This window comes from Leisingera sp. ANG59, from assembly GCF_013317235.1.
GTDB lineage: Bacteria > Pseudomonadota > Alphaproteobacteria > Rhodobacterales > Rhodobacteraceae > Leisingera.
On record NZ_WLCM01000010.1, the window covers coordinates 30,102 to 52,275 of the forward strand.

Sequence of the window (22,174 nt, forward strand, 5' to 3'; positions counted from 1 at the left end):
CAAGGTCATAGCTGCTTGAATTGACTGCGCCCCGGAGGAGAACCTCCGGGGCGCCTTTTCTTGCTTGGCCCAAACTGCAGCTGCCGGGGTGCAGCCTGCTAAGTGTCAGCCGGCCTGACGGGCTCCTTGCTCCGCACGCAGGGCGGACAGCTCTTCCGCCACCAGGAATGCCAACTCCAGCGACTGGCTGGCGTTGAGGCGCGGGTCGCAGGCGGTATGGTAGCGGTCGCTTAGGTCCTCTTCGGTCACCGCGCGCACGCCACCGGTGCATTCGGTCACGTCCTGGCCGGTCATCTCGAAATGAACGCCGCCGGGGACGGTGCCCTCGGCCTTGTGAACGCCGAAGAAGTCGCGCACCTCGCGCAGAACGCTGTCGAAGGGGCGGGTCTTGTAGCCGGTCGAGGACTTGATAGTGTTGCCGTGCATCGGGTCGCAGACCCAGGTGACATTGGCGCCCTCTTCCTTTACGGCCTTGATCAGCCGCGGCAAATGCTCACCTGCCTTGCCGGCGCCGAAGCGGGCAATCAGGGTCAGCTTGCCCTCTTCGTTATCGGGATTCAGGCGGGACATCAGCACCTTGAGGTCTTCGGCCGTGGTGGTCGGGCCGCATTTCAGGCCGATCGGGTTCAGCACACCGCTGCAGAATTCCACATGGGCGCCGTCCGGCTGCCGGGTGCGGTCGCCGATCCAGATCATGTGGCCGGAACCGGCCAGCCATTTGCCGGAGGTGGAGTCGAGACGGGTCAGCGCCTCTTCATACTCCAGCAGCAGGCTTTCGTGGCTGGTGTAGAAATCGACGGTGGAGAATTCATGGGTGGTGTCGGCAGTGATGCCGGCGGCTGCCATGAAATCGATGGTATCCTGAATACGGGTCGCGATCTCGCTGTATTTCTGGACTTCCTGCTCGTCGGTGAATCCCAGGGTCCAGGAGTGCACCCGGCTCATGTCGGCAAAACCGCCGGTGGAGAAGGCGCGCAGCAGATTCAAAGTTGCGGCGGCCTGGGTGTAGGCCTGCAGCATCTTCTGCGGGTTCGGGATACGGGCGGCGGCGGTGAAGTCCAGCTCGTTGATGATGTCGCCGCGGTAGCTGGGCAGTTCCACGCCATCGATGGTTTCGGTCGGTGCGCTGCGTGGCTTGGCGAACTGGCCCGCCATACGGCCCACCTTCACCACCGGCACCTTGGCGCCATAGGTCAGAACCATCGCCATTTGCAGCATCACCTTGAAGGTGTCGCGTATCGCGTCGGCGCTGAACTGGTCAAAGCTTTCGGCGCAATCGCCGCCCTGCAGCAGGAAAGCCTCGCCGCGGCCGGCAGCGCCAAGGTGCTGTTTCAGGCGGCGTGCCTCGCCGGCAAAGACCAGCGGCGGGTACTTGGAGAGCTGAGCTTCTACAGCGTTCAGCGCTGCGGCATCGGTGTAGTCCGGCATCTGCACCCGCGGCTTCTTGCGCCAGTCCGATTTCTGCCATTCGCTCATGACTTTATCTCCGCATCAGAGGTCTTTAGAATATATTGGGTGCTCTATACAAAATCCGCTGGAGAGAGGCCAGTTTAGAATTGCGGCCACTTGACCCCGGGTCCAACCTGTGAGCACGGTTTTCCGACTTGCCGCGGAGCGTGCTCCCGCGGCCCGACTTGTTTCTTGAAGGACGCCCGCCATGCAGACGCCACGCAAGCCTGCTGTTTCAGGAGTAGCCGCCGGCCAGCCGAAAAGGTTTGTCTTCGTACTCCTCGACAAATTCACCCTGCTTTGCTTTTCGGCGGCGATGGAGTCGCTGCGGATCGCAAACCGGATGGCTGGCAAGGAACTGTACACCTGGTCGGTGGTCGGTGAAGGCGGCGAGACGGTAACCTGCTCCGCAGGAACTGTTTTTCAACTCGATTCGGATCTGGACGAGCTGCTGCGCGACGACACCATCATGCTGTGCGGCGGTATTGATGTTCAGGACGCCTCCACCAAGAAAGTGCTGTCCTGGCTGCGCCGCGAGGCCCGCAAGGGGCTGATGGTCGGCGGGTTGTGCACGGCGTCCTACACGCTGGCGAAGGCCGGGCTGCTGGACGGCAAGCGCGCGACGATCCACTGGGAAAACGCCGACAGCTTCAACGAGGAATTCGACGAGGTGGAGCTGGCGAAGTCGGTCTTCGTGATTGACGGGAACCGGCTGTCGACTGCCGGCGGCACCTCCTCCATCGACCTGATGCTCAAGCTGATTGCCAACGACCACGGCGAGGATCTGGCCAATGCGGTGGCGGATCAGCTGATCTATTCCTCGATCCGCACCGACCAGGACACCCAGCGGCTTTCGATCCCGACCCGGATCGGCGTGCGCCATCCCAAGCTGTCGATGGTGATCCAGATGATGGAAGCCAATATCGAAGAGCCGATCAGCCCGTCAATCCTGGCGCAGGATGTGGGCATGTCCACCCGCCAGCTGGAACGGCTGTTCCGCCGCTACCTGAACCGCTCGCCCAAGCGCTATTACATGGAGTTGCGGCTGCAGAAGGCGCGCAACCTGCTGATGCAGACGGATATGAGCGTGATCAACGTGGCGCTGGCTTGCGGCTTTGCCTCGCCGTCGCATTTCTCCAAATGCTACCGGGCCCATTACGACACTACCCCCTACCGTGAGCGCGGCAGCAAGGCGGCCGCGTATAAAGCTTAGGCACAAGGCCGGGGCGGCGGCTAGCGGGAAATCCTGAAAACAGCTCCTTCGCCTTCCGAGGCGAACCAGATGCTGCCGTCGAGCGCCTCCTGCACATCGCGGATGCGCCCGGTTTCCCTGCTGCGCAGTTGTTCGGCCTCCTTCAGCGGCGCTCCGGACAGGCGGGAGATATAGTCGAATTTGAGCGAGCCGACGAAGAAATGCCCCCGCCACTCAGGCCACATCCGGCCGGAGTAGATCATCATGCCAGACGGCGCGATGGAGGGGTCCCAGTACCATTCCGGCTGCTCCATGCCGGGTTTCGCTGTGCCCTCACCGATCTTCGCGCCGGAATAGTGGCGCCCGTAGGAGATCACCGGCCAGCCGTAGTTGGCACCCTTGCGAACGCGGTTCACCTCATCGCCGCCCTTGGCGCCATGTTCCGCCACCCAGAGGTTGCCCTGCAGATCCAATGCCATGCCCTGCGGGTTGCGGTGGCCATAGGACCAGATCTCCGGCTGCGCATCTGAGCGGCCCGCAAACGGATTTGCAGCCGGAACAGTGCCATCCCGATTGATCCGCACGACAGATCCCTGATGCAGCCGCAGGTTTTGAGCACTCGGACGGTCGCCGCGTTCCCCTAATGTAAGGAACAACATGCCATCTTGCGCCTCAACCACGCGGGAGCCGAAGTGGCGGCCGCCCCTGGCACCGGGCGCGGCTTCGAACAGGATGCGCAAATCTGTCAAGGCGCTGTTATCCGCAGTGAGACGGCCCGCGGCCAGGGCGGTTCCCGCACCGCGCCCCTGGCGTTTCGCAAAGGTCAGGAAAACCTCCCGGCTGGTTCTGAAATCCCGCGGCACCATCACATCCAGCAAACCGCCCTGCCCCTCAGCCACAACCGCAGGCGTGCCGCTGACGCGATTCTTTTTTCCGTTCCGCACATGGAAAAGCGCGCCGTCCCGATCCGTCACCAGAAAGCCGCCGTCCGGCAGAAAAGCAAAGGCCCAGGGCACATCGAACCCGCCAGCCATTTTCGTCACGCGAAGCTGGCCAAGGCTGCTGTCCATCGTATCTGCCTGAGCAGCCTTGGAAAACGGCACCAGCAGAAGCACAGCCGACAAAATGAGTAACCGGTGCAACATTTTCGCTTCCCCTTTTGTTACTTCAAGCTTAAATTAAATGGAGCTCCGCAGAACATAAACTGATAATAGCGGAGAAAAACGGGACGGACTCTTTGCTGTCTCACGCCTCAACGGGACTTTTCTTTTCCAGACGGCTTGCCTAGGGTCCGATGTGAACATTTTTGTTCCAACAATGGGAGTTCTCAAATGAAGAAACTGCTGATGGCCACCGCGGCCGCTGCGCTGACCGCTGGCACCGCATATGCCGGCGGCCACGCCAAGGAAGTGAAACTGGGCGTGCTGTTCGGCTTCACCGGCCCGATTGAATCGCTGGCCCCGGCCATGGGTGACGGCGCTGAGCTGGCCATGGAGGAAGTCACCAAATCCGGCAAGCTGCTGGACAGCGCCACTGTTACCCCTGTCCGCGCCGACACCGGCTGCATCGACAACGGCTTGGCCGTGGCAAACGGCGAGAAGCTGGTTGCTGAGGGCGTGAACGGCATCATCGGCGGCGACTGCTCCGGCGTGACCGGCGCCATCCTGCAGAACGTGGCGATCCCGAACGGCATGGTGATGATCTCTCCGTCCGCAACCTCGCCCGGCCTGTCGACCATGGAAGACAACGGCCTGTTCTTCCGCACCTCGCCGTCGGACGCGCGCGAGGGCCAGGTGATGGCCGAGATCCTGAAAGAGCGCGGCATCAACTCGATCGCCCTGACCTACACCAACAACGACTATGGCAAGGGCCTGGCGGACGCGATCCAGTCCTCGTTCGAGGAAGTCGGCGGCGAAGTCACCATCGTGACCGCGCATGAAGACGGCAAGGGCGACTACTCCGCAGAAGTCGGCGCGCTGGCATCGGCCGGCGGCGATGTGCTGGTTGTGGCGGGCTACCTGGACCAGGGCGGCCTGGGCATCATCCAGGGCGCGCTGGATTCCGGTGCGTTTGAAACCTTCGGCCTGCCCGGCGGCATGATCGGCGACAGCCTGCCTGCAAACGTTGGCGCAGACCTGGACGGCTCGTTCGGCCAGATCGCGGGCTCCGACAGCAAGGGCGCGGAAATCTTTGCCGAAATGGCAAAAGAACGCGGCTTTGACGGCACCTCGGCCTACGCGTCCGAATCCTATGACGCAGCGGCGCTGTTCCTGCTGGCAATGCAGGCCGCCAACTCCACCAACCCGGCGGACTATGTCGGCAAGATCCTGGAGGTGGCAAACGCCCCGGGCGAGCCGATCAACCCGGGTGAACTGGGCAAGGCGCTGGAAATCCTCGCCGCTGGCGGCGACATCGACTATCAGGGCGCAACCGGCGTTGAGCTGATCGGCCCGGGTGAGAGCGCAGGCTCCTACCGCGAGATCGAAGTGAAGGACGGCAAGAACGAAACCCTTCGCTTCCGCTGATAAGCATCTGAAAAGCAACCAAGATAGGTCAGCCCGGGTTCCGCCCGGGCTGTTCTAAATTAAAAACGCCGCGAAAACGCGGCAGGGGATGAAATGACATGATCGTCGTCGAGGACTTGCACAAGCACTTCGGCGGGTTCCACGCGGTTGACGGCGCCTCGCTGGAAATCGCCAAGGGGTCCATAACCGGTTTGATCGGCCCGAACGGTGCCGGGAAAACCACTCTTTTCAACGTTATCGCAGGCGTGCTTGAACCGACCTCAGGCCGGGTCACCATGGACGGTGAGGATATCACCGGCCTGCCGCCGCATGAGCTGTTCCACAAGGGGCTGCTGCGCACCTTCCAGATCGCGCATGAGTTCTCCTCGATGACCTGCCGGGAAAACCTGATGATGGTGCCGGGCGCGCAATCGGGCGAGACCCTGTGGAACACCTGGTTCGGCCGCAAGCGGATCGCCGACGAGGAACGCGCGCTGCGGGCCAAGGCTGATGAAGTGCTGGAGTTCCTGACCATCAGCCACATCGCGGACCTGAAGGCAGGCCAGGTCTCCGGCGGCCAGAAGAAATTGCTGGAGCTGGGCCGCACCATGATGGTGGACGCCAAGATCGTCTTCCTTGACGAGGTCGGCGCCGGTGTGAACCGCACCCTGCTTTATACCATCGCCGACGCGATCAAGCGCCTCAATGAGGAGCGCGGTTACACCTTCGTCGTGATCGAGCACGACATGGAATTCATCGGCCGCCTGTGCGACCCGGTGATCTGCATGGCCGAGGGCAAGAAACTGGCCGAAGGCACTCTGGACGAGATCAAGGCAAACGAGCATGTGATCGAGGCCTACCTGGGCACCGGTCTGAAAAACAAAGACAAGCTGGAGGCGGACGCATGAGCGACAACCCCTACCAGGACGATCATGGCAATAAGGATGCCTCGATCACCAACGTGAAAGGCATCGGCACGATGCAGCCGGCCCATCTGAAAAGCGGCCCCACGCACAAGGTCGAGGGCGGCCCGTTCCTGATCGGCGACACCATGACCGGTGGCTACGGCAAGGGTCCGGACATCCTGCATGACTGCACCATCGCCGTCGACAGGGGCGAGATCGCGGTGATCGTCGGCCCCAACGGCGCCGGCAAGTCGACCGCTATGAAGGCGGTGTTCGGAATGCTGAACGTGCGCTCCGGCGCTGTCCGGCTGGACGGCGAGGACATCACCCAGCTCACCCCCCAGGACCGGGTGATCAAGGGCATGGGGTTCGTGCCCCAGACCAGCAACATCTTCACCTCGATGACGGTGGAGGAAAACCTGGAAATGGGCGCCTTCATCCGCACCGATGATTTCCGCGATACCATGGAGCAGGTTTATGACCTGTTTCCGATCCTGCGCGACAAGCGCAACCAGCCGGCCGGTGAGCTGTCTGGCGGCCAGCGTCAGCAGGTCGCGGTGGGCCGCGCGCTGATGACCAAGCCCAAGGTTCTGATGCTGGACGAACCGACAGCGGGCGTCTCCCCCATTGTGATGGACGAACTGTTTGACCGCATCATCGAGGTCGCCCGCACCGGGCTGCCGATCCTGATGGTGGAGCAGAACGCCAAGCAAGCGCTTGAGATCGCGGACAAAGGCTATGTTCTGGTGCAAGGGCGCAATGCCTATACCGGCACCGGCAAAGAGCTGCTGGGTGATCCCGAAGTGCGCAAGTCGTTCTTGGGGGGGTGAGAATGCGGGCTGAACTGTTTTATGCCTCGCGGCTTGCGCAAGCTAGGCGCGGCCTCGCTGCGACAATGTTCGCCACGGTGGCGCTGATGACAGCGAGCTCCCAGAGTTTTGCGCTCACGCTGAGTTGCAAGTTTCAGAACTGCTACTCAACGGGAGACTGCAAAGACAAGGAGGATGAGGTCTCTGTCGAAGTGGATGCCAAGGGTGAAACGGCAATAGTCCATTCACCTGGACCGCGCCCCTTCAAGGCAACAATTCATAGCGACGAGACCACTCAAATTACCAACTTTGTTACAAGAAACGAAGGGGGTGCTGTACACATGCTAACCGTGTTTTCGAACGGCAACGCCGCTTTCTCGTCACACACATCTTTAGAGGTCGATCCCAAGCCCATTTGGATTTCGGGAACTGGCTTCTGTGAGGAGCAAGATTAATGGATCTTCTCAACGCCCTCGTGGCGCTTACCAACTTTGTACTTGTCCCCGGGCTGGCCTATGGCAGCCAGCTGGCGCTCGGCGCGCTGGGGGTGACGCTGATTTACGGGATCCTGCGGTTCTCGAACTTTGCCCATGGCGACACCATGGCGTTCGGCGCGATGGTCACGATCCTGTTCACCTGGCTGTTCCAGTCGATGGGGCTCAGCGCTGGCCCGCTGCCGACCGCCCTGCTGGCGCTGCCGTTCGGCATTCTGGGCACCATTGCGCTGGCGCTGTTCACGGATAAGACGGTTTACCGGTTCTACCGCCAGCAGAAGGCGAAACCTGTGATCTTCGTCATGGTCTCGCTCGGCGTGATGTTCATGATGAATGGCATCGTGCGTTTCATCATCGGGCCGAGCGACCAACGCTTTACCGATGGCGAACGCTTTGTGATCTCGGCCCGCACCTTCAAGAAGCTCACCGGGCTGCAGGAAGGCCTGGCGATCAAGACCACAGAAGCGCTGACCGTGGTCACCGCGGTGATCGTGGTGGCGGTGTTGTTCTGGTTCCTGAACAAGACCCGAACCGGCAAGTCGATGCGCGCCTACTCCGATAACGAGGATCTGGCGCTGCTGTCCGGCATCAACCCGGAGCGCGTGGTGATGTACACCTGGATGATCGTGGCGGCGCTGGCGACCATTGCCGGGGTTCTTTATGGCCTCGACAAGTCGTTCAAACCCTTCACTTATTTTCAGCTGCTGCTGCCGATCTTTGCCTCTGCCATCGTGGGCGGCCTCGGCAACCCGATTGGTGCGATTGCGGGCGGGTTCATCATCGCCTTCTCCGAAGTGACGATCACCTATGCCTGGAAAAAGGTTCTGACTTACGGCCTGCCGGACAGCCTGGCGCCTGACGGGCTGGTTCAGCTCCTCAGCACCGACTACAAGTTCGCGGTTTCCTTCGCGATCCTGATTGTCGTCCTCCTGTTCAAGCCCACCGGCCTTTTCAAAGGGAAAGCGGTATGACCGAGACCATGAAACATACCCTTCTTTTCGTCTTTGTCGGCGTGATGATCCTGCTGGAAGGCATGACCGACTTCCTGTTCTTCTCCGGTTCCTGGAACTCGGCGCTGGTGATCCTGAACATGGGGCTGATCTCGGCCATCATGGCTATCGGTGTGAACATCCAATGGGGCTTTGCCGGGCTGTTCAACGTCGGCATCATGGGCTTTACCGCGCTTGGCGGTCTGGCCGTGGTGCTGGTGTCCACGCCGGTAATCCCCGCGGCCTGGTCGTCGGGCGGCGTCAGCATCGTGATGGCGCTGGTGATGGGCGCGCTGACCGTGGTGTCCGCGGTGATGATCACCAAGTTCATGCCTGCGGGCAAACTGCGCACCGTTGTTCTGCTGGCTGTGCTGATCATCGGATTCTTTGTCTACCGCGCGATCTTCGATCCGGCGGTTGGTTCGGTTGAGGCGATCAATCCGGCGCTGCAAGGCAATATCGGCGGCCTCGGCTTGCCGGTGCTGCTGGCCTGGCCCGCGGGCGGGCTGCTGGCGGCTGGGGCTGCCTGGCTGATCGGCAAGACCGCTTTGGGCCTGCGCTCGGATTACCTGGCGATTGCCACCCTGGGGATTGCAGAGATCATCATCGCAGTTTTGAAGAACGAGGACTGGCTGTCGCGTGGCGTGAAGAACGTCGTCGGCCTGCCCCGCCCGCTGCCCTACGAGGTGGATCTGCAAAACGATCCGTCCTTCGTGGAGCGTGCGGCAAGCTGGGGCATGGACCCGGTCACCGCGTCGACTGTCTATGTGAAGGCGGGCTATGCGCTGATGTTCACCGTGGTGCTGCTGGCGCTTCTGTGGATGGCGCAGATGGCACTGAAAAGCCCCTGGGGCCGGATGATGCGCGCGATCCGAGACAACGAGACCGCGGCAGAGGCGATGGGCAAGGATGTGACCCGCCGCCACCTGCAGATCTTCGTGCTCGGCTCCGCCATCTGCGGCATTGCCGGAGCGATGATGACCACGCTGGACAGCCAGATGACGCCGGGCACCTACAACCCGCTGCGCTTCACCTTCCTGATCTGGGTGATGGTGATTGTCGGCGGTTCCGGCAACAACTTTGGCGCGGTGCTAGGCGGCATGCTGATCTGGTTCTTCTGGATCAAGGTGGAGCCGATGGGAATCCTGCTGATGGAGCTGGTGACCTCCGGCATGGCTGAAGGCAGCGCGTTGAAGGCGCATCTGCTGGAAAGCGCCTCGCATATGCGGCTGTTCACCATGGGGCTGATCCTGCTTCTGGTTCTGAGGTTCAGCCCGCGCGGACTGATCCCTGAAAAATAATATGGCATAGGCCCGGACCAAAACGTTGCGGTCCGGGCCCGGCCAATCTTCATGGCGGTTCAGCGCTTCTGAACCGTTCCAATTCCCCCGCGCCATTCACCGCCTCAGCTTTGCCTTAGAACCGCGAAAGTGGCGCCTCAATCATTTGTTGTTTAAACAGCAGGTACTACCCAGCTGAGTTCAATGAGGCAGACAGCAATGCAAACTGTTTATAAATTACTTGCCGCCACAAGCGCTGTTGCAGCTTTGACGGGCTGCGTTTCCCCCGAGCAGTTCGAAACAACCCCTGTGCAGCTCCAGACCAGCAAGGGCGTGGTAACTTGCCAGCTGTACACCAAGGACCGGGTGCTTTGGGACCGTTCGATCGACCGCCCTGCCTCGATGCCAGTCCAGGAAGCCGATGAAATCTGCAAACAGGAAGGCTACAGGCAAATGAAAGAGGGCTGACTGCGGCCCTCAATGCGCGCATCCACTCCGCTCAGCGGCCTTTGAACAGGCTGCCAAGAATACCGCGGACAATCCGGCGGCCCGTGGTTCCTTTCAATTCCTTGATCACCGCCTCCGACATGGCGGAGGCAAAACTGTCCTTCTGTTTGTAAGCGCGTGATGAGGACCGGCTGACCCGCGCCCCGGAATAGCGGCGCGCGGCATTAAACTCGCGCGCCATCGGTTCCGGGGAGGCCTCGGCGGTTTCCTCGGCGGCTTCCGCCTCCTGCGCTGCAGCCTGCGCCCGCTGGGCCAGGATTTCGAAGGCCGATCTGCGGTCCATCGGCGTGTCGTATTTCCCGGCCATGTCAGAGACCTTCAGCATTTTCTTTCGCTCATCCGCTGTGATCGGCCCCAGTTGCGTGCTGGGCGGGCGGATCAAAGTCCTTTCCACCACGCCAGGCACACCCTTTTCCTGCAGCATTGAAGTGACCGCTTCGCCAACCCCGACCTCGCGAACGGCGTCTTCGGTCGAGAACCGCGGGTTCTCCCGGTAGGTCTCGGCGGCAAGCCGCAGGTTCTTTCGGTCCTTGGCGGTAAAAGCACGCAGCGCGTGCTGGATGCGGTTGCCGAGCTGACCCAGAATATCCTCAGGCACGTCTGCGGGGTTCTGGGTTATGAAATAGATCCCGACCCCTTTGGAGCGGATCAGCCGGGCCACCTGTTCAACCTTGTCGATCAGCGCCTTGGGGGCGTCGTCGAACAGCAGATGCGCCTCGTCAAAAAAGAATACCAGCCGGGGCTTGTCCGGGTCGCCAACCTCCGGCAGTTCCTCGAACAGTTCGCTCAGGAGCCAAAGCAGGAACGTGGAGTAAAGGCCCGGCGCCGCCATCAGCTTGTCCGCGGCCAGAATATTGACCATCCCCTTGCCGGCCGCATCACACCGCATCAGGTCGCTGAGCGCCAGCGCCGGTTCGCCGAACAGGCCAGCGCCACCCTGGTTTTCAAACACCAGGAGGCGGCGCTGAATGGCTCCGATTGAGGAGGTGGAGACGTTGCCGTAGCGGAGCGACAACTGGCTGCGGTTTTCGCCGATCCAGACCAGAAGCGCCTGCAGATCTTTCAAATCAAGAAGCGGCAGCCCTTCCTCGTCGGCAAGCCTGAAAGCGATGTTCAGGATGCCCTCCTGCGCCTCGCTCAGCTCCAGCAGGCGCGCCAGCAGCAGCGGCCCCATCTCGGCAACTGTGGTGCGCACCGGGTGGCCCTGCTCACCATAGAGATCCCAGAAGGTTACGGGACAGGCTTGGTAGCCGTAGCCCTCAAACCCGATCTTGCCTGCGCGCGACATGAACGCTTTGTGCAGCTTGTGGTCCGGAGATCCGGCCAGTGCCAGCCCGGACAGATCTCCCTTCACATCCGCAAGGATCACCGGGACGCCGGCATTGGAAAACCCTTCCGCGAGGATTTGCAGGGTGACTGTCTTGCCGGTTCCGGTTGCGCCTGCGATCAGGCCATGGCGGTTGGCGTATTTCAGATCCAGCCCTTGCGGATCGCCGTAACCTTCTCCACCGCCGCCAAGAAATATTTTGTCCGTCATACCTGCCCTGCCTGATCTTTTCCCTGTGGACAACAATACAAAGTTAACTTTTGGATGCGATAGTCAATCTTGCCCGCCCCTGCAAAAGCGGTTGCCGTGGCGGACATTTCCTCCCTGTCAGACTGGGCCGTGCCATGCGCACGGCCTTCTTTTTGGGCAAGAACTGCCTGTAAAACGGGCATATACTTCTGCCCACTCAGCCCAAAACCTGCAATTTTCATGAAATCCGGCCCGTCCGGATTTTTTTTGAACTTCGATGTTGACCGATGGCCAGCCCTTTCGTAACGTCCTACGCAATAACTAAGTCGGCCAGTCCGACGGGGAGATACAAACTCGAGAAAGGGGACCAACAGGTTCCCTTTTTTGCATTTTTTCAGGAACTTCCGCGGTTGAGCTGTTATGCGCGGAATTCCCCGCTTATCCCTTGTAATAAGCCTGACACCGTCCGGGCGGCGTGCTAAACGCGTTGACAGCGTCTTTAGAAAAATGAGGCATTCATGTTGAAGTCCCTGACCCCGATCACGCTTGCCGCGGTGCTGGCCATGACCGCGCCGCTGGCGGCGCAGGAAACCACCACCGAGGACACTGGCGCCACGGAACAGGCCGCCGGGGCGGAATCCGCAGAGCAGGCAGAACAATCGGGATCGACTGCAGACCAGCTGCTGGACCTGGGCGAACCGGTTAATGACGGCCCCAAACTGGGAGACCGCTACTCCAAAGAGAAGCATGGCGACTGGGATCTTGCCTGTATCCGGACCGAGCAAGAGAACGACCCGTGCTCCCTGCTGCAGGTTCTGGCCGGGCCGCAAGGCAACCCGATGGCCGAAGTGTCGCTGTTCCGCATCGAGCAGCAAGGCGGCCAAGCGGTTGCCGGAGCCACTGTGATCGTGCCGCTGGAAACCCTCCTGCCCGCCGCGCTGACCATCTCCATAGATGGCGCGCCGGCCAAGCGCTACAACTATTCCTTCTGCAACCCGTTGGGCTGTGTCGCACAGATCGGTCTTACCCAGAGCGATATCGACGCCTTCAAGAAAGGCAAGGAGGCTGTGCTGTCTCTGCGTCCGGCGCCTGCACCGGATCAGATTGTCGAAATGAAGCTGTCGCTGAGCGGCTTTACCGCAGGCTATGATGTTGTGGACGTGGTCAAGCAGTAACAGCAAGCATCAGCCGAAGATCACGCCGCGCGCCTTGAGGGCCGCGGCGTTTTCTGTTTCCGCTCTCTCAGATCCTGCGCAGCGCCAGCACCGCGTTCAGCCCGCCAAAGGCAAAGGCATTGGACAAGGCGACATCTACCTTGGCCTCGCGCGCCTCATTCGGCACCACATCGAGCGCACATTCCGGATCCGGCTCCTCATAGCCGACGGTCGGGGCGATCACCCCGTCGCGCAGCGCCATGATGCAGGCCAGAAGCTCCACCGCACCGGTACCGCCGATCAGGTGGCCGTGCATGGACTTGGTGGAAGAGATCATCAGGCTGTCTGCATGCGGCCCGAACACATCCGCCACCGCTGCGCATTCCGTTTTGTCATTGGCCGCCGTGCCGGTGCCGTGGGCATTGATGTAGCCAACCTCGGAAGCACTGATGCGGGCGTCCTGCAGCGCGCCGGAAATGGCCCGTGCCGCTCCCTGCTTGCTTGGCATCACAATGTCAGCTGCGTCAGAAGACATTGCAAAGCCGATCACTTCGCAGAGGATCTCTGCACCGCGGGACCTGGCGTGCTCATACTCTTCGAACACGAAGATGCCGGCGCCCTCTCCCTGCACCATCCCGTTGCGGTTGGCGCTGAACGGGCGGCAGGCGTCTTTGGACATGACCCGCAGCCCCTCCCAGGCTTTGACACCGCCAAAGCACAGCATGGATTCCGATCCGCCGGTGATCATCACCGGGCTCATGCCCGAACGCACCATCTGAAACGCCTGCGCCATTGCGTGGTTGGAGGAGGCACAGGCTGTGGAGACAGTGAAGCTGGGCCCCTTGAGGTTGAACTGCATCGACACGTGGCCGGCTGCGGCATTGTTCATCAGCTTGGGCACGACAAACGGATGCACCCGGTTCTTCCCGTCCTCGTACACGCTGCGGTAATTCTCATCCAGCGTCTGCATGCCGCCGCCGGAATTGCCAAGGACCACGCCGGCCTTGGCAGACAGCTCGCCATGGAACTCCAGCCCCGATTGTTCAATCGCCTCCTTGGCAGCGGTCAGAGTGAACTGGGTGAACCGGTCATAAAGGCTCATCTGCTGGCGATTGAAACGCCCCTCGGCCTCGAACCCTCGGACCTGGCCGCCGATCCTGATCGCCAGCCGCTCCACATCTCGGAAGTCCAGTTCGCTGATGCCGCAGCGGCCCTCGCGCATGGCGGCAAGCGTGGCGGCTACAGAATGGCCCAGGGCGTTGATGGTGCCAGCCCCGGTAATGACGACGCGTTTCATAGAGCTTTACGCTTTTTCCAGAACCAGCTTGTCGATCCCGGCAACAATTGCCGCGACATTGGAAATGTCAAACTCGCTTTTCTCAGGCTCATTGGCGTTGAAGGGAATCGAAATGTCGAACTCTTCCTCGATCGCGAAGATGCTTTCGACCACGCCCAAGCTGTCGATGCCCAGATCCTCAAGCGTGCTGTCGAGGGTCACATCCGACGGCTCCAGAACTGCCTGTTCGGCTATGATTGCAATGACCTTGTCCTGCGTGCTCATGTGAAGATCCTCGATTTTCTGCCTGAGGCTGATGTAGGTATTAGCCGGTTACTTGAAAACAGCCTTTTTTAACAATTCGATGTCACGCATCAAACGCGGCAGGCGGCGTTGTGCTTTGTACATCTCGGTGTTGGTCTCCATCTTGACAGCGGGATAGCCCATGATGACACGGCCCGCCGGCACATTGGACAGGATCTTGGTGCCGCCGCCGGCAATCACCCCGTCGCCGATGAAAATATTGTCGACCACACCGCACTGGCCGCCAAGCACGACGTTGTTGCCAATGTCCACCGACCCGGAAATCCCGGTCTGGCCGCACAGCAGGCAATCATTGCCGACGCGGGTGTTGTGGCCGACATGCACGAGGTTGTCGAGCTTGCTGCCGCCGCCGATAACCGTGTCGCGGATGGTGCCGTTGTCGATGGTGCAGTTGGATCCGATCTCCACATCATCACCAATTGTGACAGCGCCCAGCGAATGGATACGGATCCAGGATTGCGCCTTGGCCTCCCCCTGGTCGCCTAGGGTCTTGCGCACATTTTCTGCACCGGAGACTTCGGGAGTGACATAGGAAAAACCATCGCCGCCGACCCGCGCTCCGGGCTGTGCGCGGAAGCGGTCGCCAATGGTTGCTCGGGCGCCGATTGAGACCATTTCGCGCAGATGCGCGTCCTCACCGATAGCGGCGTCTGCCCCGACATAGCAGTGCGGGCCAATCTCGGATCGGGCGCCGATCTTGGCGCCCGCCCCGATCACGGCCAGCGGACCGACTGAGACATCTTCGCCCAATACTGCCGTGGGATCGATGACGGCGGATGGATGAATACCCTTTGGGAAACCCTGGCCGCGGTCCAGCATTGCAGTCACACCCGACATGGCCATGCGCGGGCGCGAGGCAAAGATTGCCGCTTTGAGCCCAAACGACTGCCAGTCCGCTCCTTCCCAAAGAATGGCAGCCAGAGCCTGGCTTTCCTTCAGGCCGTCGGCATACTTCGGCGCCATTGCCATGGCCAGCTGACCTGCCTGCGCGTCCTGAGGCTCCGCCGCTTCTGCAACTAGCAGGTCAAGGTCGCCCTCGGCATCAGCGCCCAGAGACTCGGCGATCTGGCGGATTGTGAACATGTCAGGCCCTCTCAGAATATCCTGTATGGGCCTGACATTTACCCCTGAACGCTGGGCAGCACCACCCCTGCCCGTTCCAGTGCCGCCCAGACTTTGGCGTCGCGGCCATAGACATCCCGGCGGAACTCGGCGCGGCCTTTGCCGGACACCACGGCGGTCCGGTAAATAATGTGCACCGGCACTTTCGTCTGAAGCTCGACCTTGGTTTCTTTGCCCGAATTCAGAATGCGGTGAAAGAAATCCTTGGGATTCTCGGTCTGCTTGGCCAGCAGCGCATAAGCAAACTCGAACGGCTGGGCCAGACGGATGCAACCATGCGAAAAGGCGCGAACCTCGCGGGCAAACAGGCTCTTCTGCGGGGTGTCGTGCAGATAGATGTTGTATTTGTTCGGGAACATGAATTTGACCAGCCCCAGCGCGTTGCGGCTGCTGGGCGGCTGTCGCATGGAGAATGGGAAATTCCGCGCCGTGTATTGCGAGAAGTCTGCCGAACCGCGGTTCACAACCCGTCCGCGCCGGTCGGTGATCTGGATGTGTCCAACGGCGTTCGGGTTGTTCTTCAGCTTCGGCAGGTATTCCTTGGTGATAATCGAGCGCGGAACATACCAGCTCGGGTTGATCACCATATGCTCCATCTCGTCGGAAAACTCGGGGCTGCGGCGGTCGTGTGTGTTTTTTCCGATCACCGAGCGGGTCTCAAAAGTCACATCACCATTGTCGACGATCTTGGCGGTGAAATCGGTCTGGTTCACCAGAATATGCCGTTCTCCGCGATCAGGTGTCAGCCAGCGTTCCCGCTCCATCGCTATGATGACAGACTTGAGGCGGGCGCTGACAGGCTTGTTGATCTCATCAATCGTGCCGGGCCCAGCCACACCATCGGTTTCCAAACCGTGATCGGACTGGAAACTTTGCACGGCCTTCTCAAGGGCCGCGTCATAGGTCCGGGCGGCACTGCGCGGCAGGTAGCCCATCAGCATCAGCCGGTTGCGCAACGCTATCACGGCCGGGCCCTGATCTCCTGCTTCAAGTTTCTTGGCATTCACGGCCGGGCCCCAGCCGCCGGCAGCCATGACCTGCTCCAGCCGCAGCTTTTCCCGCATCAGCCCGCGGTATTGCGGAGAAGCCGGAACGAGGCTGCGCAGATAGGCATAGGGCTGGGTGTCACGGATCCCGGCCAGGAAACTGGCCCCGTCCACAGTATGCTTCTTGCGCACCATGCCTGCGTCGATTTGCGACGGCACCAGAAGCCCGGTCTGCAGATCTGTGGCATATTGCACCAAGGCCCGGCTCAGCGCTGCCTCGACGTTGCCGATGTCACGGGTCGTGCGCACATCGCGCATCTGCTCAATCAGCGCGCTGACCTCGGCAGAGCGGTCCGGCAGGCCATGTGCTTGAGTGTCACCCAACGCTGCCAAAAGGGCATTGCGGCGCTGGCGGGACGCCTCATCCTGACCGGTCCAGATCGCCTGGTAACCGTTATTGCGGTAGAATTCCGCCACAGCGTCGCTGCCGTAGGCCGCCTCGGCGACCGCTTGGCGGAAAGCTGCCGAAACGTCTGCCTGTGCTGAACCGGAAACAGCCCCGGCGGACAAACCGCCCAGTGCAAGGGCAAACAGCCCGGCCTTGATCCCTGGCAAGAAGTTTCCTGCAGTCGCACGAGTCATATTTCCGGTCCTTGCGCCGATTTTTGTCAATTCTGGCAGTGCCTAAATGAAATTCTGGTAAATGCCAGCCGCTGTTGTCCATTCACAATTGCGAAAAGTCAGCTTTGATGCAGCAATGCCGCGTCTATGAAACCCGGCGGCAACAGTCTCGGGGAAAAGTTCCCCGGACCTCCCCTTATGCGCAAAAAATCGCCGAAAACCGGGCTATCCGTTACAGCGCGGCAAAGAAATGTTGGATCAGGATTCTCTGTATGCCATACATGCCGCACGTTAACTCAGATCGTTAACGAGCCCGTAACATCGGGCACTAGGCAGGACAAAAGCGTACGGGACGGCGCAGTGACAATGGCAAAAACCACGGGCACGGGGATTTCCCGGCGTTCTCTTTTGGGTGTGTTTGCGGCAACCGCAGTGGCAGCAGCCCCGACTTTCTCCAATGCAGCAGGCTTTCTTCGCGGCGGCGGTGATATCCGGCGCATCCGGATGTACTCGGGCCGCACCGGGGAGCGCCTGGACATGGTGTACTGGATCGACGGCGACTACATCAAAGATGCAGTCAAGGAAATCAATCACTTCATGCGAGACTGGCGCACTGATGAGGTCAAGAGCATCGACCTGCGGACCATTGACATCATGGCGGCCTCCCACAACCTGCTGGATGTGAACGAGCCCTATATGCTGCTGTCCGGCTACCGCAGCCCCAAAACCAACGCCATGCTGCGCAGCCGCTCTCGCGGGGTCGCGAAGAACTCTCTACACATGCGCGGCCAAGCCGCCGATCTTCGTCTGGCCTCCCGCTCCGTGTCCCAGATGGCACAAGCCGCCGAGGCGTGCCACGCCGGCGGTGTTGGTAAATACCATCGTTCGAATTTTGTGCATATGGATTGCGGCGTTGTCCGCACTTGGCGCGGCTGAACGCACCAGCCTTTGCGTAAATGCATGCCTGCACACCCGGTGCAGGCATTTTTTGTTTCCGGGATACCCAAGCGAAGCCGCAAATTCCGGCCGATGTCAGGAAATTAGAAACAGGCAGTTTTTCCCGTTGCAGAGGCAATCAAGCACGGGTATACCCCGGCTCAACAACGCACCTGTAGCTCAGCTGGATAGAGCGCTGCCCTCCGAAGGCAGAGGCCAGAGGTTCGAATCCTCTCAGGTGCGCCATTTTCTGCTAAAAAGTATCAAAAAGTCTCGCCTCTTTAAGGCTTCTTAAAGGGCGTGATGTTAGCAACACTGGCTACAGTTCTTGGTGCGGCCAGCGAGGCAGAATGGTACATTCAAACTCTATATTCCGCGAAGCGGAACCGACAGAACCCCGGCTTCGACTGAACTTGCAGTGTTCCCTCAATCTCTCCGGATCCAGACTGGACGCCGCGCTGTACAACATCAGCTACAGCGGCTTTGCTGTCCGCCTGCCGGAAGGGCAAAACACTTTCCCTCTCGCTGAACTAAAGTCTGTGACCATCGAGCAAATCGACGAGTTTGAGGTATGCGCCCGCTGGCGCAAGGACGACAGGATAGGCTTCAAATTTCTGAGCAAGCGCGGCGCCCGTCCGGTGCTGGATGAATTTTTTGCCGGAATTGGAGAGTACCCGACCTGACATCGCCGCCGGTTATTCTTCCCAATAATCTTTACAAGTTCTGGAGCGCTGCGGTGAGTGATGCCAGAACTTCAGCCTGCCGCTTGGATTTTCCCAGGCTGGCGGGCCAGGTCATCCAGTAGCCGTCGATGGTGGCCAGCTCCGGAGCCGCAACACATTCGAGCTGCCCGGTCTGCAACAGGCTGGATGCCAAAGCCCTGGAACCCAGAACCACCCCAATGCCCAGCCGCGCCGCCCGCAGCGCGTGCCCCATGGAATCGACGGAGACCGGCCCCATCTCCGGCTCGCCTTCGCCGGTCACACGTGCCCATTCGGACCAGCCCGGCCGCTCGCCGCGCAGCTCGATCGCCGGAAGGCTGCGCCAGGCTTTCGCATGTTCCGGTGCCGTCATCGGCTGCAGAACCTCATTGGCCAGCAGAACACCTTCACGCCGGTCCCAAACACCGCGCCCGTAGCGGATATGCAAAGCCCGGTCGGCAGCCTCAAAGTCCTGCCGCTTGGGCACGGTTTCCGTGACAATCCGCATGTCAGGATAGTTTTCAGAAAACACAGTAAGCCGCGGCAGCAGCAGCATTTCCAGATGGGACGGCTGCGCGGCAATACGCAGCTCCCTGACGCTGTGTCCGAACAGATTCTCAGTTCCCTGCTCAAGGGCGCGCAGGGAATCATGCACCAGCGGCAAATAGCTTTCACCGTCCACTGTCAGCGAAACGCCGCGGGCCGAACGGATGAACAATTGCCGCCCGAGCCAGGATTCCAGGTTGCGGATCCGCTGGCTTACGGCAGCCTGCGTTGCGCCGAATTCCTCTGCAGCAGCAGTAAAGCTGCCGTGGCGGCCTGCGGCCTCAAACACCTTCAGCCAGTCCAGAGGCGGCAATCCCTGCCTAGTCACTTTCTTCGGCATTAGAAAACCTAACTCTCAAACCCAAATTTCCGTCGTTCTCTTGATGGCTCAGCAGCGGTAGCAAGGCAAGAAAGAACCAGGCCAACCGGAGTGACCCTTATGCCCCGTTCCGTATCCGCCGACGCATCCGGCAGCTTTCTGACCCTGACCTTCGAAGACGGCAGCGAAAGCCGCTTCCATGCGATCTGGCTGCGTGACAACGCGCTGGATCCCGAAACCCGTTCCCCCGGCAATGGCCAGCGGCTGATCACCATCGGCGACATTCCGGTGGACACCAAAATCAGCACCGCGCTGGTGGAAGACGGATCTTTGACCGTCACATTCGCCCCGGAAGGCAAAACCGTTAGCTTTCCCGGCGCATGGTTGAGGGATAACGCTTATGACATTGAACAGGCTTCGCAATTCGGCCGCGTGGCCCCGGGGATCGACACTTGGAGCAGTAGTCAGCCCGCACCGGCCTTCGACTGGAACGAGGTGATATCGAGCCCTGAGGTCAAACGCGACTGGCTGGACGCCATTGCCCGGCTCGGCTTTGCCAAACTGGTGAACGGCCCGGTCAAGGAGGGCGCGCTGGTCGACTGCGCCGAAATGTTCGGCTTTATCCGCGAGACCAACTACGGCAAGTTTTTTGAAGTCCGCACCGAGGTGAATCCGACCAACCTAGCTTACACCGGTCTAGGGCTGCAGGCGCACACTGACAACCCCTACCGCGACCCGGTGCCCTCCTTGCAGATTCTCTATTGCCTGGAGAACTCCGCTGAGGGCGGCGAAAGCATTGTGGTGGACGGTTTCCGCGCAGCCGAACGTCTGCGTGACGAGAACCCGGAAGGCTTTGCGCTGCTGGCCGGCTACTCGGCTCGGTTTGAATACAAGGGCTCCGACGGTGTGCACCTGCGCTCGCGCCGCCCGATGATCGAACTTTCCCCCGACGGGGAGATGATCGGCATTCGGTTCAACAACCGCTCCTCCGCCCCATTTGTCGACATTCCATTTGACAAGATGGAGGACTATTACGCCGCTTACCGCCGGCTAGGTGAATTCATCGATGATCCGGACATGGGCGTCTCCTTCAAGCTGGAACCGGGAGAGAGCTTCATCGTCGACAACACCCGCGTGATGCATGCGCGTCTCGGGTATTCGGGGTCCGGCTCGCGCTGGCTGCAGGGCTGCTACGCCGACAAGGACGGTCTGCTTTCGACCCTCAACGTGCTGAATGCGCAGCTGGAGGGCTGAGCGATGAGCAAGCCAGACGTCAGCCAGCTGAACCGGGACAATATCGTAGACTTCATTGGTGGCATCTTTGACCGCCGCGGCGATGAGGAATACCTGGGCGAGCCGGTCACCATGGCCGAGCACATGCTGCAGGGCGCCACCATCGCCGAGGCGAACGGCCAGCCGGAAGAGATCATCGTGGGGGCGCTCCTCCACGATATCGGCCATTTCACCAGCGAGTTCGGCACTTTCTCCATGGACGACACCGAGGACCGCTATCACGAGGAAGCCGGAGCCGAAGTTCTGGAACAGTTTTTCCCGTCGGTGATCACCGATTGCGTCCGTTACCATGTGGCCGCCAAGCGCTATCTTTGCGCCACCAAGCCGGAGTATTTCAACCGTTTATCAGAGGCTTCGATCCATTCCCTGAACCTGCAGGGCGGGCCGATGAATGCGGAGGAAGTGGCCGAGTTCAAGAAGAACCCGAACCTCAAGCAGATTATCGCGGTGCGCTATCTGGATGAGGCTGGCAAACGCGACGACATGGACACTCCGGATTACTGGCACTTTGCGCCGATGGTCCAGCGGATGGTGGACAAGCACATGGGAACGGGAGGTTCCGCAAAATGAGCGCGCCCGAGTATATCTTTGAGGCCAGCACCAAACCCTCGCTGCCCTGGCATGAGGTTCCGCTGATCCGGGCCACCGAGGAAAGCGTCAAAGGCTATGGCTGCCTGGTGGACGATCCGGAAAACTTCGAGATCGAAATCGTGCAATGGCCCGCGCAAGGCTGGCGGCCGATTGACGACGGCACCGGCGACGAGGCCGGCTGGGTCGAAGGCACCTTCCGCGGTGGCTGGCTTGGCGATGTGCTCTATGGCGAGAACGAAGCGGTCAACGGCAATTATGTTCTGGGCTGGTCCACTGACCCGCAGCAGGCGAAGATTGAAGCGCAAACAGCACCGCGGGACCAGGTGCTGTTGTGGCACATGAACTACCATCCCGACGGCGGTCAGCTGTTCTACCCGCTGGACAACAAGCCATTCATAATTCCGGCCGCTCTCCCCGGTGATGATCTAACACCGGAAAAAGTTGTCGCGTTCTGGTGCGATGGCTCCAAGGGTCTCTATATCCACCCGAACATCTGGCACGAGGGTATCTTCCCTGTGGAGGACAGCCAGCGCTTCCTCGACCGCCAAGGCAAGGTGCATGCAAGGGTCAGCTGTGATGTCGGCAAGGAATTCGGCGTCTACCTGTCCTGCCCGCTGCGCGAAGACAAGATCCGCAGCTGACATCCTGTATCCAAACAAA

At 60.6% G+C, this 22,174-nt stretch carries 23 protein-coding genes and 1 tRNA gene; 15 read left to right on the plus strand and 9 right to left on the minus strand.

Going from position 1 to position 22,174, the window contains the following annotated elements; translation table 11 throughout:
- Positions 1-105: 105 nt before the first annotated feature.
- On the minus strand, positions 106-1,476 hold the full coding sequence (locus tag GKC28_RS11200) for a class II 3-deoxy-7-phosphoheptulonate synthase (RefSeq protein ID WP_174146973.1): 1,371 nt from the start codon (positions 1,474-1,476) through the stop codon (positions 106-108).
- Positions 1,477-1,657: 181 nt separating this feature from the next.
- Between GKC28_RS11200 and GKC28_RS11205 the strand changes: the two genes are divergently transcribed.
- Positions 1,658-2,662 carry a GlxA family transcriptional regulator gene (locus GKC28_RS11205; RefSeq protein WP_174146974.1) on the plus strand — a complete coding sequence of 335 codons (1,005 nt, stop codon included), beginning with the start codon at positions 1,658-1,660 and terminating at the stop codon, positions 2,660-2,662.
- A gap of 20 nt (positions 2,663-2,682) precedes the next feature.
- Here the strand turns inward: GKC28_RS11205 and GKC28_RS11210 are convergent, their stop codons facing one another.
- The gene (locus GKC28_RS11210) at positions 2,683-3,786 is read right to left on the minus strand and encodes a PQQ-dependent sugar dehydrogenase (RefSeq protein WP_174146975.1); all 1,104 of its coding nucleotides are present in this window, start codon (positions 3,784-3,786) and stop codon (positions 2,683-2,685) included.
- Between the two features lie 186 nt (positions 3,787-3,972).
- Between GKC28_RS11210 and GKC28_RS11215 the strand changes: the two genes are divergently transcribed.
- The 7 genes from GKC28_RS11215 to GKC28_RS11245 all read left to right on the plus strand — a co-directional run bounded on the left by GKC28_RS11215 (position 3,973) and on the right by GKC28_RS11245 (position 10,090).
- Entirely contained in the window at positions 3,973-5,166 is a 1,194-nt protein-coding gene (locus GKC28_RS11215) for an ABC transporter substrate-binding protein (protein WP_174146976.1), read from the plus strand.
- A 98-nt stretch (positions 5,167-5,264) separates the two neighbouring features.
- Positions 5,265-6,053, plus strand: coding sequence for an ABC transporter ATP-binding protein (locus GKC28_RS11220; RefSeq protein ID WP_027237606.1), 789 nt, complete (start codon positions 5,265-5,267; stop codon positions 6,051-6,053).
- Positions 6,050-6,880: an ABC transporter ATP-binding protein gene (locus GKC28_RS11225; protein ID WP_174146977.1), complete on the plus strand. Its 831-nt coding sequence runs from the start codon at positions 6,050-6,052 to the stop codon at positions 6,878-6,880. Before GKC28_RS11220 ends, GKC28_RS11225 begins: the two co-directional genes overlap by 4 nt.
- A gap of 2 nt (positions 6,881-6,882) precedes the next feature.
- Positions 6,883-7,314 (plus strand): hypothetical protein, encoded by a 432-nt coding sequence (locus GKC28_RS11230; RefSeq protein WP_174146978.1) that lies wholly within the window; start codon positions 6,883-6,885, stop codon positions 7,312-7,314.
- Positions 7,314-8,324 carry a branched-chain amino acid ABC transporter permease gene (locus tag GKC28_RS11235; protein WP_174146979.1) on the plus strand — a complete coding sequence of 337 codons (1,011 nt, stop codon included), beginning with the start codon at positions 7,314-7,316 and terminating at the stop codon, positions 8,322-8,324. Before GKC28_RS11230 ends, GKC28_RS11235 begins: the two co-directional genes overlap by 1 nt.
- On the plus strand, positions 8,321-9,643 hold the full coding sequence (locus GKC28_RS11240; RefSeq protein WP_174146980.1) for a branched-chain amino acid ABC transporter permease: 1,323 nt from the start codon (positions 8,321-8,323) through the stop codon (positions 9,641-9,643). The genes GKC28_RS11235 and GKC28_RS11240 overlap by 4 nt, the downstream gene beginning before the upstream one ends.
- Positions 9,644-9,841: 198 nt before the next feature.
- Positions 9,842-10,090 (plus strand): hypothetical protein, encoded by a 249-nt coding sequence (locus GKC28_RS11245; RefSeq protein WP_174146981.1) that lies wholly within the window; start codon positions 9,842-9,844, stop codon positions 10,088-10,090.
- A 31-nt stretch (positions 10,091-10,121) separates the two neighbouring features.
- Here GKC28_RS11245 and GKC28_RS11250 read toward each other — a convergent pair whose 3' ends face one another.
- Positions 10,122-11,666 carry a helicase HerA-like domain-containing protein gene (locus tag GKC28_RS11250; protein WP_174146982.1) on the minus strand — a complete coding sequence of 515 codons (1,545 nt, stop codon included), beginning with the start codon at positions 11,664-11,666 and terminating at the stop codon, positions 10,122-10,124.
- Entirely contained in the window at positions 11,663-11,887 is a 225-nt protein-coding gene (locus tag GKC28_RS11255) for a hypothetical protein (RefSeq protein ID WP_174146983.1), read from the minus strand. Before GKC28_RS11255 ends, GKC28_RS11250 begins: the two co-directional genes overlap by 4 nt.
- Positions 11,888-12,163: 276 nt before the next feature.
- On the opposite strand from GKC28_RS11255, the gene GKC28_RS11260 reads away from it, so the two are divergent.
- A complete protein-coding gene (locus tag GKC28_RS11260) occupies positions 12,164-12,820 on the plus strand; it encodes an invasion associated locus B family protein (RefSeq protein ID WP_174146984.1) in 657 nt (218 codons plus the stop codon).
- Between the two features lie 67 nt (positions 12,821-12,887).
- Here GKC28_RS11260 and GKC28_RS11265 read toward each other — a convergent pair whose 3' ends face one another.
- Genes GKC28_RS11265 through GKC28_RS11280 form a run of 4 tightly spaced genes read right to left on the minus strand, consistent with a single transcriptional unit; the run spans position 12,888 to position 17,149 of the window.
- Positions 12,888-14,096 carry a beta-ketoacyl synthase gene (locus GKC28_RS11265; RefSeq protein WP_174146985.1) on the minus strand — a complete coding sequence of 403 codons (1,209 nt, stop codon included), beginning with the start codon at positions 14,094-14,096 and terminating at the stop codon, positions 12,888-12,890.
- A gap of 6 nt (positions 14,097-14,102) precedes the next feature.
- Positions 14,103-14,360: an acyl carrier protein gene (locus tag GKC28_RS11270; RefSeq protein ID WP_174146986.1), complete on the minus strand. Its 258-nt coding sequence runs from the start codon at positions 14,358-14,360 to the stop codon at positions 14,103-14,105.
- 48 nt (positions 14,361-14,408) lie between these two features.
- Positions 14,409-15,482, minus strand: coding sequence for a UDP-3-O-(3-hydroxymyristoyl)glucosamine N-acyltransferase (lpxD, locus tag GKC28_RS11275; RefSeq protein WP_174146987.1), 1,074 nt, complete (start codon positions 15,480-15,482; stop codon positions 14,409-14,411).
- Positions 15,483-15,520: 38 nt separating this feature from the next.
- Entirely contained in the window at positions 15,521-17,149 is a 1,629-nt protein-coding gene (locus GKC28_RS11280; RefSeq protein WP_174146988.1) for a murein L,D-transpeptidase, read from the minus strand.
- A 345-nt stretch (positions 17,150-17,494) separates the two neighbouring features.
- Between GKC28_RS11280 and GKC28_RS11285 the strand changes: the two genes are divergently transcribed.
- The 3 genes from GKC28_RS11285 to GKC28_RS11295 all read left to right on the plus strand — a co-directional run bounded on the left by GKC28_RS11285 (position 17,495) and on the right by GKC28_RS11295 (position 18,747).
- On the plus strand, positions 17,495-18,064 hold the full coding sequence (locus GKC28_RS11285) for a DUF882 domain-containing protein (RefSeq protein ID WP_174146989.1): 570 nt from the start codon (positions 17,495-17,497) through the stop codon (positions 18,062-18,064).
- Between the two features lie 169 nt (positions 18,065-18,233).
- A tRNA-Arg gene (locus GKC28_RS11290) sits at positions 18,234-18,310 on the plus strand.
- A gap of 104 nt (positions 18,311-18,414) precedes the next feature.
- Positions 18,415-18,747, plus strand: a complete 333-nt coding sequence (locus tag GKC28_RS11295; protein ID WP_174146990.1) for a PilZ domain-containing protein — start codon at positions 18,415-18,417, stop codon at positions 18,745-18,747.
- Between the two features lie 31 nt (positions 18,748-18,778).
- On the opposite strand, the gene GKC28_RS11300 is transcribed toward GKC28_RS11295, so the two are convergent.
- Complete coding sequence (locus GKC28_RS11300; protein ID WP_174146991.1) at positions 18,779-19,651, minus strand: LysR family transcriptional regulator; 873 nt, start codon at positions 19,649-19,651, stop codon at positions 18,779-18,781.
- A gap of 99 nt (positions 19,652-19,750) precedes the next feature.
- Between GKC28_RS11300 and GKC28_RS11305 the strand changes: the two genes are divergently transcribed.
- From GKC28_RS11305 to GKC28_RS11315, 3 genes are read left to right on the plus strand one after another with little or no spacing between them, the layout of a single operon-like run.
- Positions 19,751-20,884, plus strand: coding sequence for a gamma-butyrobetaine dioxygenase (locus tag GKC28_RS11305; protein ID WP_174146992.1), 1,134 nt, complete (start codon positions 19,751-19,753; stop codon positions 20,882-20,884).
- A 3-nt stretch (positions 20,885-20,887) separates the two neighbouring features.
- Positions 20,888-21,493 carry an HD domain-containing protein gene (locus GKC28_RS11310; RefSeq protein ID WP_174146993.1) on the plus strand — a complete coding sequence of 202 codons (606 nt, stop codon included), beginning with the start codon at positions 20,888-20,890 and terminating at the stop codon, positions 21,491-21,493.
- Positions 21,490-22,155, plus strand: coding sequence for an ureidoglycolate lyase (locus tag GKC28_RS11315; protein WP_174146994.1), 666 nt, complete (start codon positions 21,490-21,492; stop codon positions 22,153-22,155). The genes GKC28_RS11310 and GKC28_RS11315 overlap by 4 nt, the downstream gene beginning before the upstream one ends.
- Positions 22,156-22,174 lie beyond the last annotated feature (19 nt).

Excerpts from the sequence above, each read along its gene's own strand:
- GKC28_RS11200 (WP_174146973.1), bottom strand. The coding sequence starts at position 1,476 with ATGAGCGAATGGCAGAAATCGGACTGGCGCAAGAAGCCGCGGGTGCAG.
- GKC28_RS11205 (WP_174146974.1), top strand. The coding sequence starts at position 1,658 with ATGCAGACGCCACGCAAGCCTGCTGTTTCAGGAGTAGCCGCCGGCCAG.
- GKC28_RS11210 (WP_174146975.1), bottom strand. The coding sequence starts at position 3,786 with ATGTTGCACCGGTTACTCATTTTGTCGGCTGTGCTTCTGCTGGTGCCG.
- GKC28_RS11215 (WP_174146976.1), top strand. The coding sequence starts at position 3,973 with ATGAAGAAACTGCTGATGGCCACCGCGGCCGCTGCGCTGACCGCTGGC.
- GKC28_RS11220 (WP_027237606.1), top strand. The coding sequence starts at position 5,265 with ATGATCGTCGTCGAGGACTTGCACAAGCACTTCGGCGGGTTCCACGCG.
- GKC28_RS11225 (WP_174146977.1), top strand. The coding sequence starts at position 6,050 with ATGAGCGACAACCCCTACCAGGACGATCATGGCAATAAGGATGCCTCG.
- GKC28_RS11230 (WP_174146978.1), top strand. The coding sequence starts at position 6,883 with ATGCGGGCTGAACTGTTTTATGCCTCGCGGCTTGCGCAAGCTAGGCGC.
- GKC28_RS11235 (WP_174146979.1), top strand. The coding sequence starts at position 7,314 with ATGGATCTTCTCAACGCCCTCGTGGCGCTTACCAACTTTGTACTTGTC.
- GKC28_RS11240 (WP_174146980.1), top strand. The coding sequence starts at position 8,321 with ATGACCGAGACCATGAAACATACCCTTCTTTTCGTCTTTGTCGGCGTG.
- GKC28_RS11245 (WP_174146981.1), top strand. The coding sequence starts at position 9,842 with ATGCAAACTGTTTATAAATTACTTGCCGCCACAAGCGCTGTTGCAGCT.
- GKC28_RS11250 (WP_174146982.1), bottom strand. The coding sequence starts at position 11,666 with ATGACGGACAAAATATTTCTTGGCGGCGGTGGAGAAGGTTACGGCGAT.
- GKC28_RS11255 (WP_174146983.1), bottom strand. The coding sequence starts at position 11,887 with ATGAAAATTGCAGGTTTTGGGCTGAGTGGGCAGAAGTATATGCCCGTT.
- GKC28_RS11260 (WP_174146984.1), top strand. The coding sequence starts at position 12,164 with ATGTTGAAGTCCCTGACCCCGATCACGCTTGCCGCGGTGCTGGCCATG.
- GKC28_RS11265 (WP_174146985.1), bottom strand. The coding sequence starts at position 14,096 with ATGAAACGCGTCGTCATTACCGGGGCTGGCACCATCAACGCCCTGGGC.
- GKC28_RS11270 (WP_174146986.1), bottom strand. The coding sequence starts at position 14,360 with ATGAGCACGCAGGACAAGGTCATTGCAATCATAGCCGAACAGGCAGTT.
- lpxD (WP_174146987.1), bottom strand. The coding sequence starts at position 15,482 with ATGTTCACAATCCGCCAGATCGCCGAGTCTCTGGGCGCTGATGCCGAG.
- GKC28_RS11280 (WP_174146988.1), bottom strand. The coding sequence starts at position 17,149 with ATGACTCGTGCGACTGCAGGAAACTTCTTGCCAGGGATCAAGGCCGGG.
- GKC28_RS11285 (WP_174146989.1), top strand. The coding sequence starts at position 17,495 with ATGGCAAAAACCACGGGCACGGGGATTTCCCGGCGTTCTCTTTTGGGT.
- GKC28_RS11295 (WP_174146990.1), top strand. The coding sequence starts at position 18,415 with ATGGTACATTCAAACTCTATATTCCGCGAAGCGGAACCGACAGAACCC.
- GKC28_RS11300 (WP_174146991.1), bottom strand. The coding sequence starts at position 19,651 with ATGCCGAAGAAAGTGACTAGGCAGGGATTGCCGCCTCTGGACTGGCTG.
- GKC28_RS11305 (WP_174146992.1), top strand. The coding sequence starts at position 19,751 with ATGCCCCGTTCCGTATCCGCCGACGCATCCGGCAGCTTTCTGACCCTG.
- GKC28_RS11310 (WP_174146993.1), top strand. The coding sequence starts at position 20,888 with ATGAGCAAGCCAGACGTCAGCCAGCTGAACCGGGACAATATCGTAGAC.
- GKC28_RS11315 (WP_174146994.1), top strand. The coding sequence starts at position 21,490 with ATGAGCGCGCCCGAGTATATCTTTGAGGCCAGCACCAAACCCTCGCTG.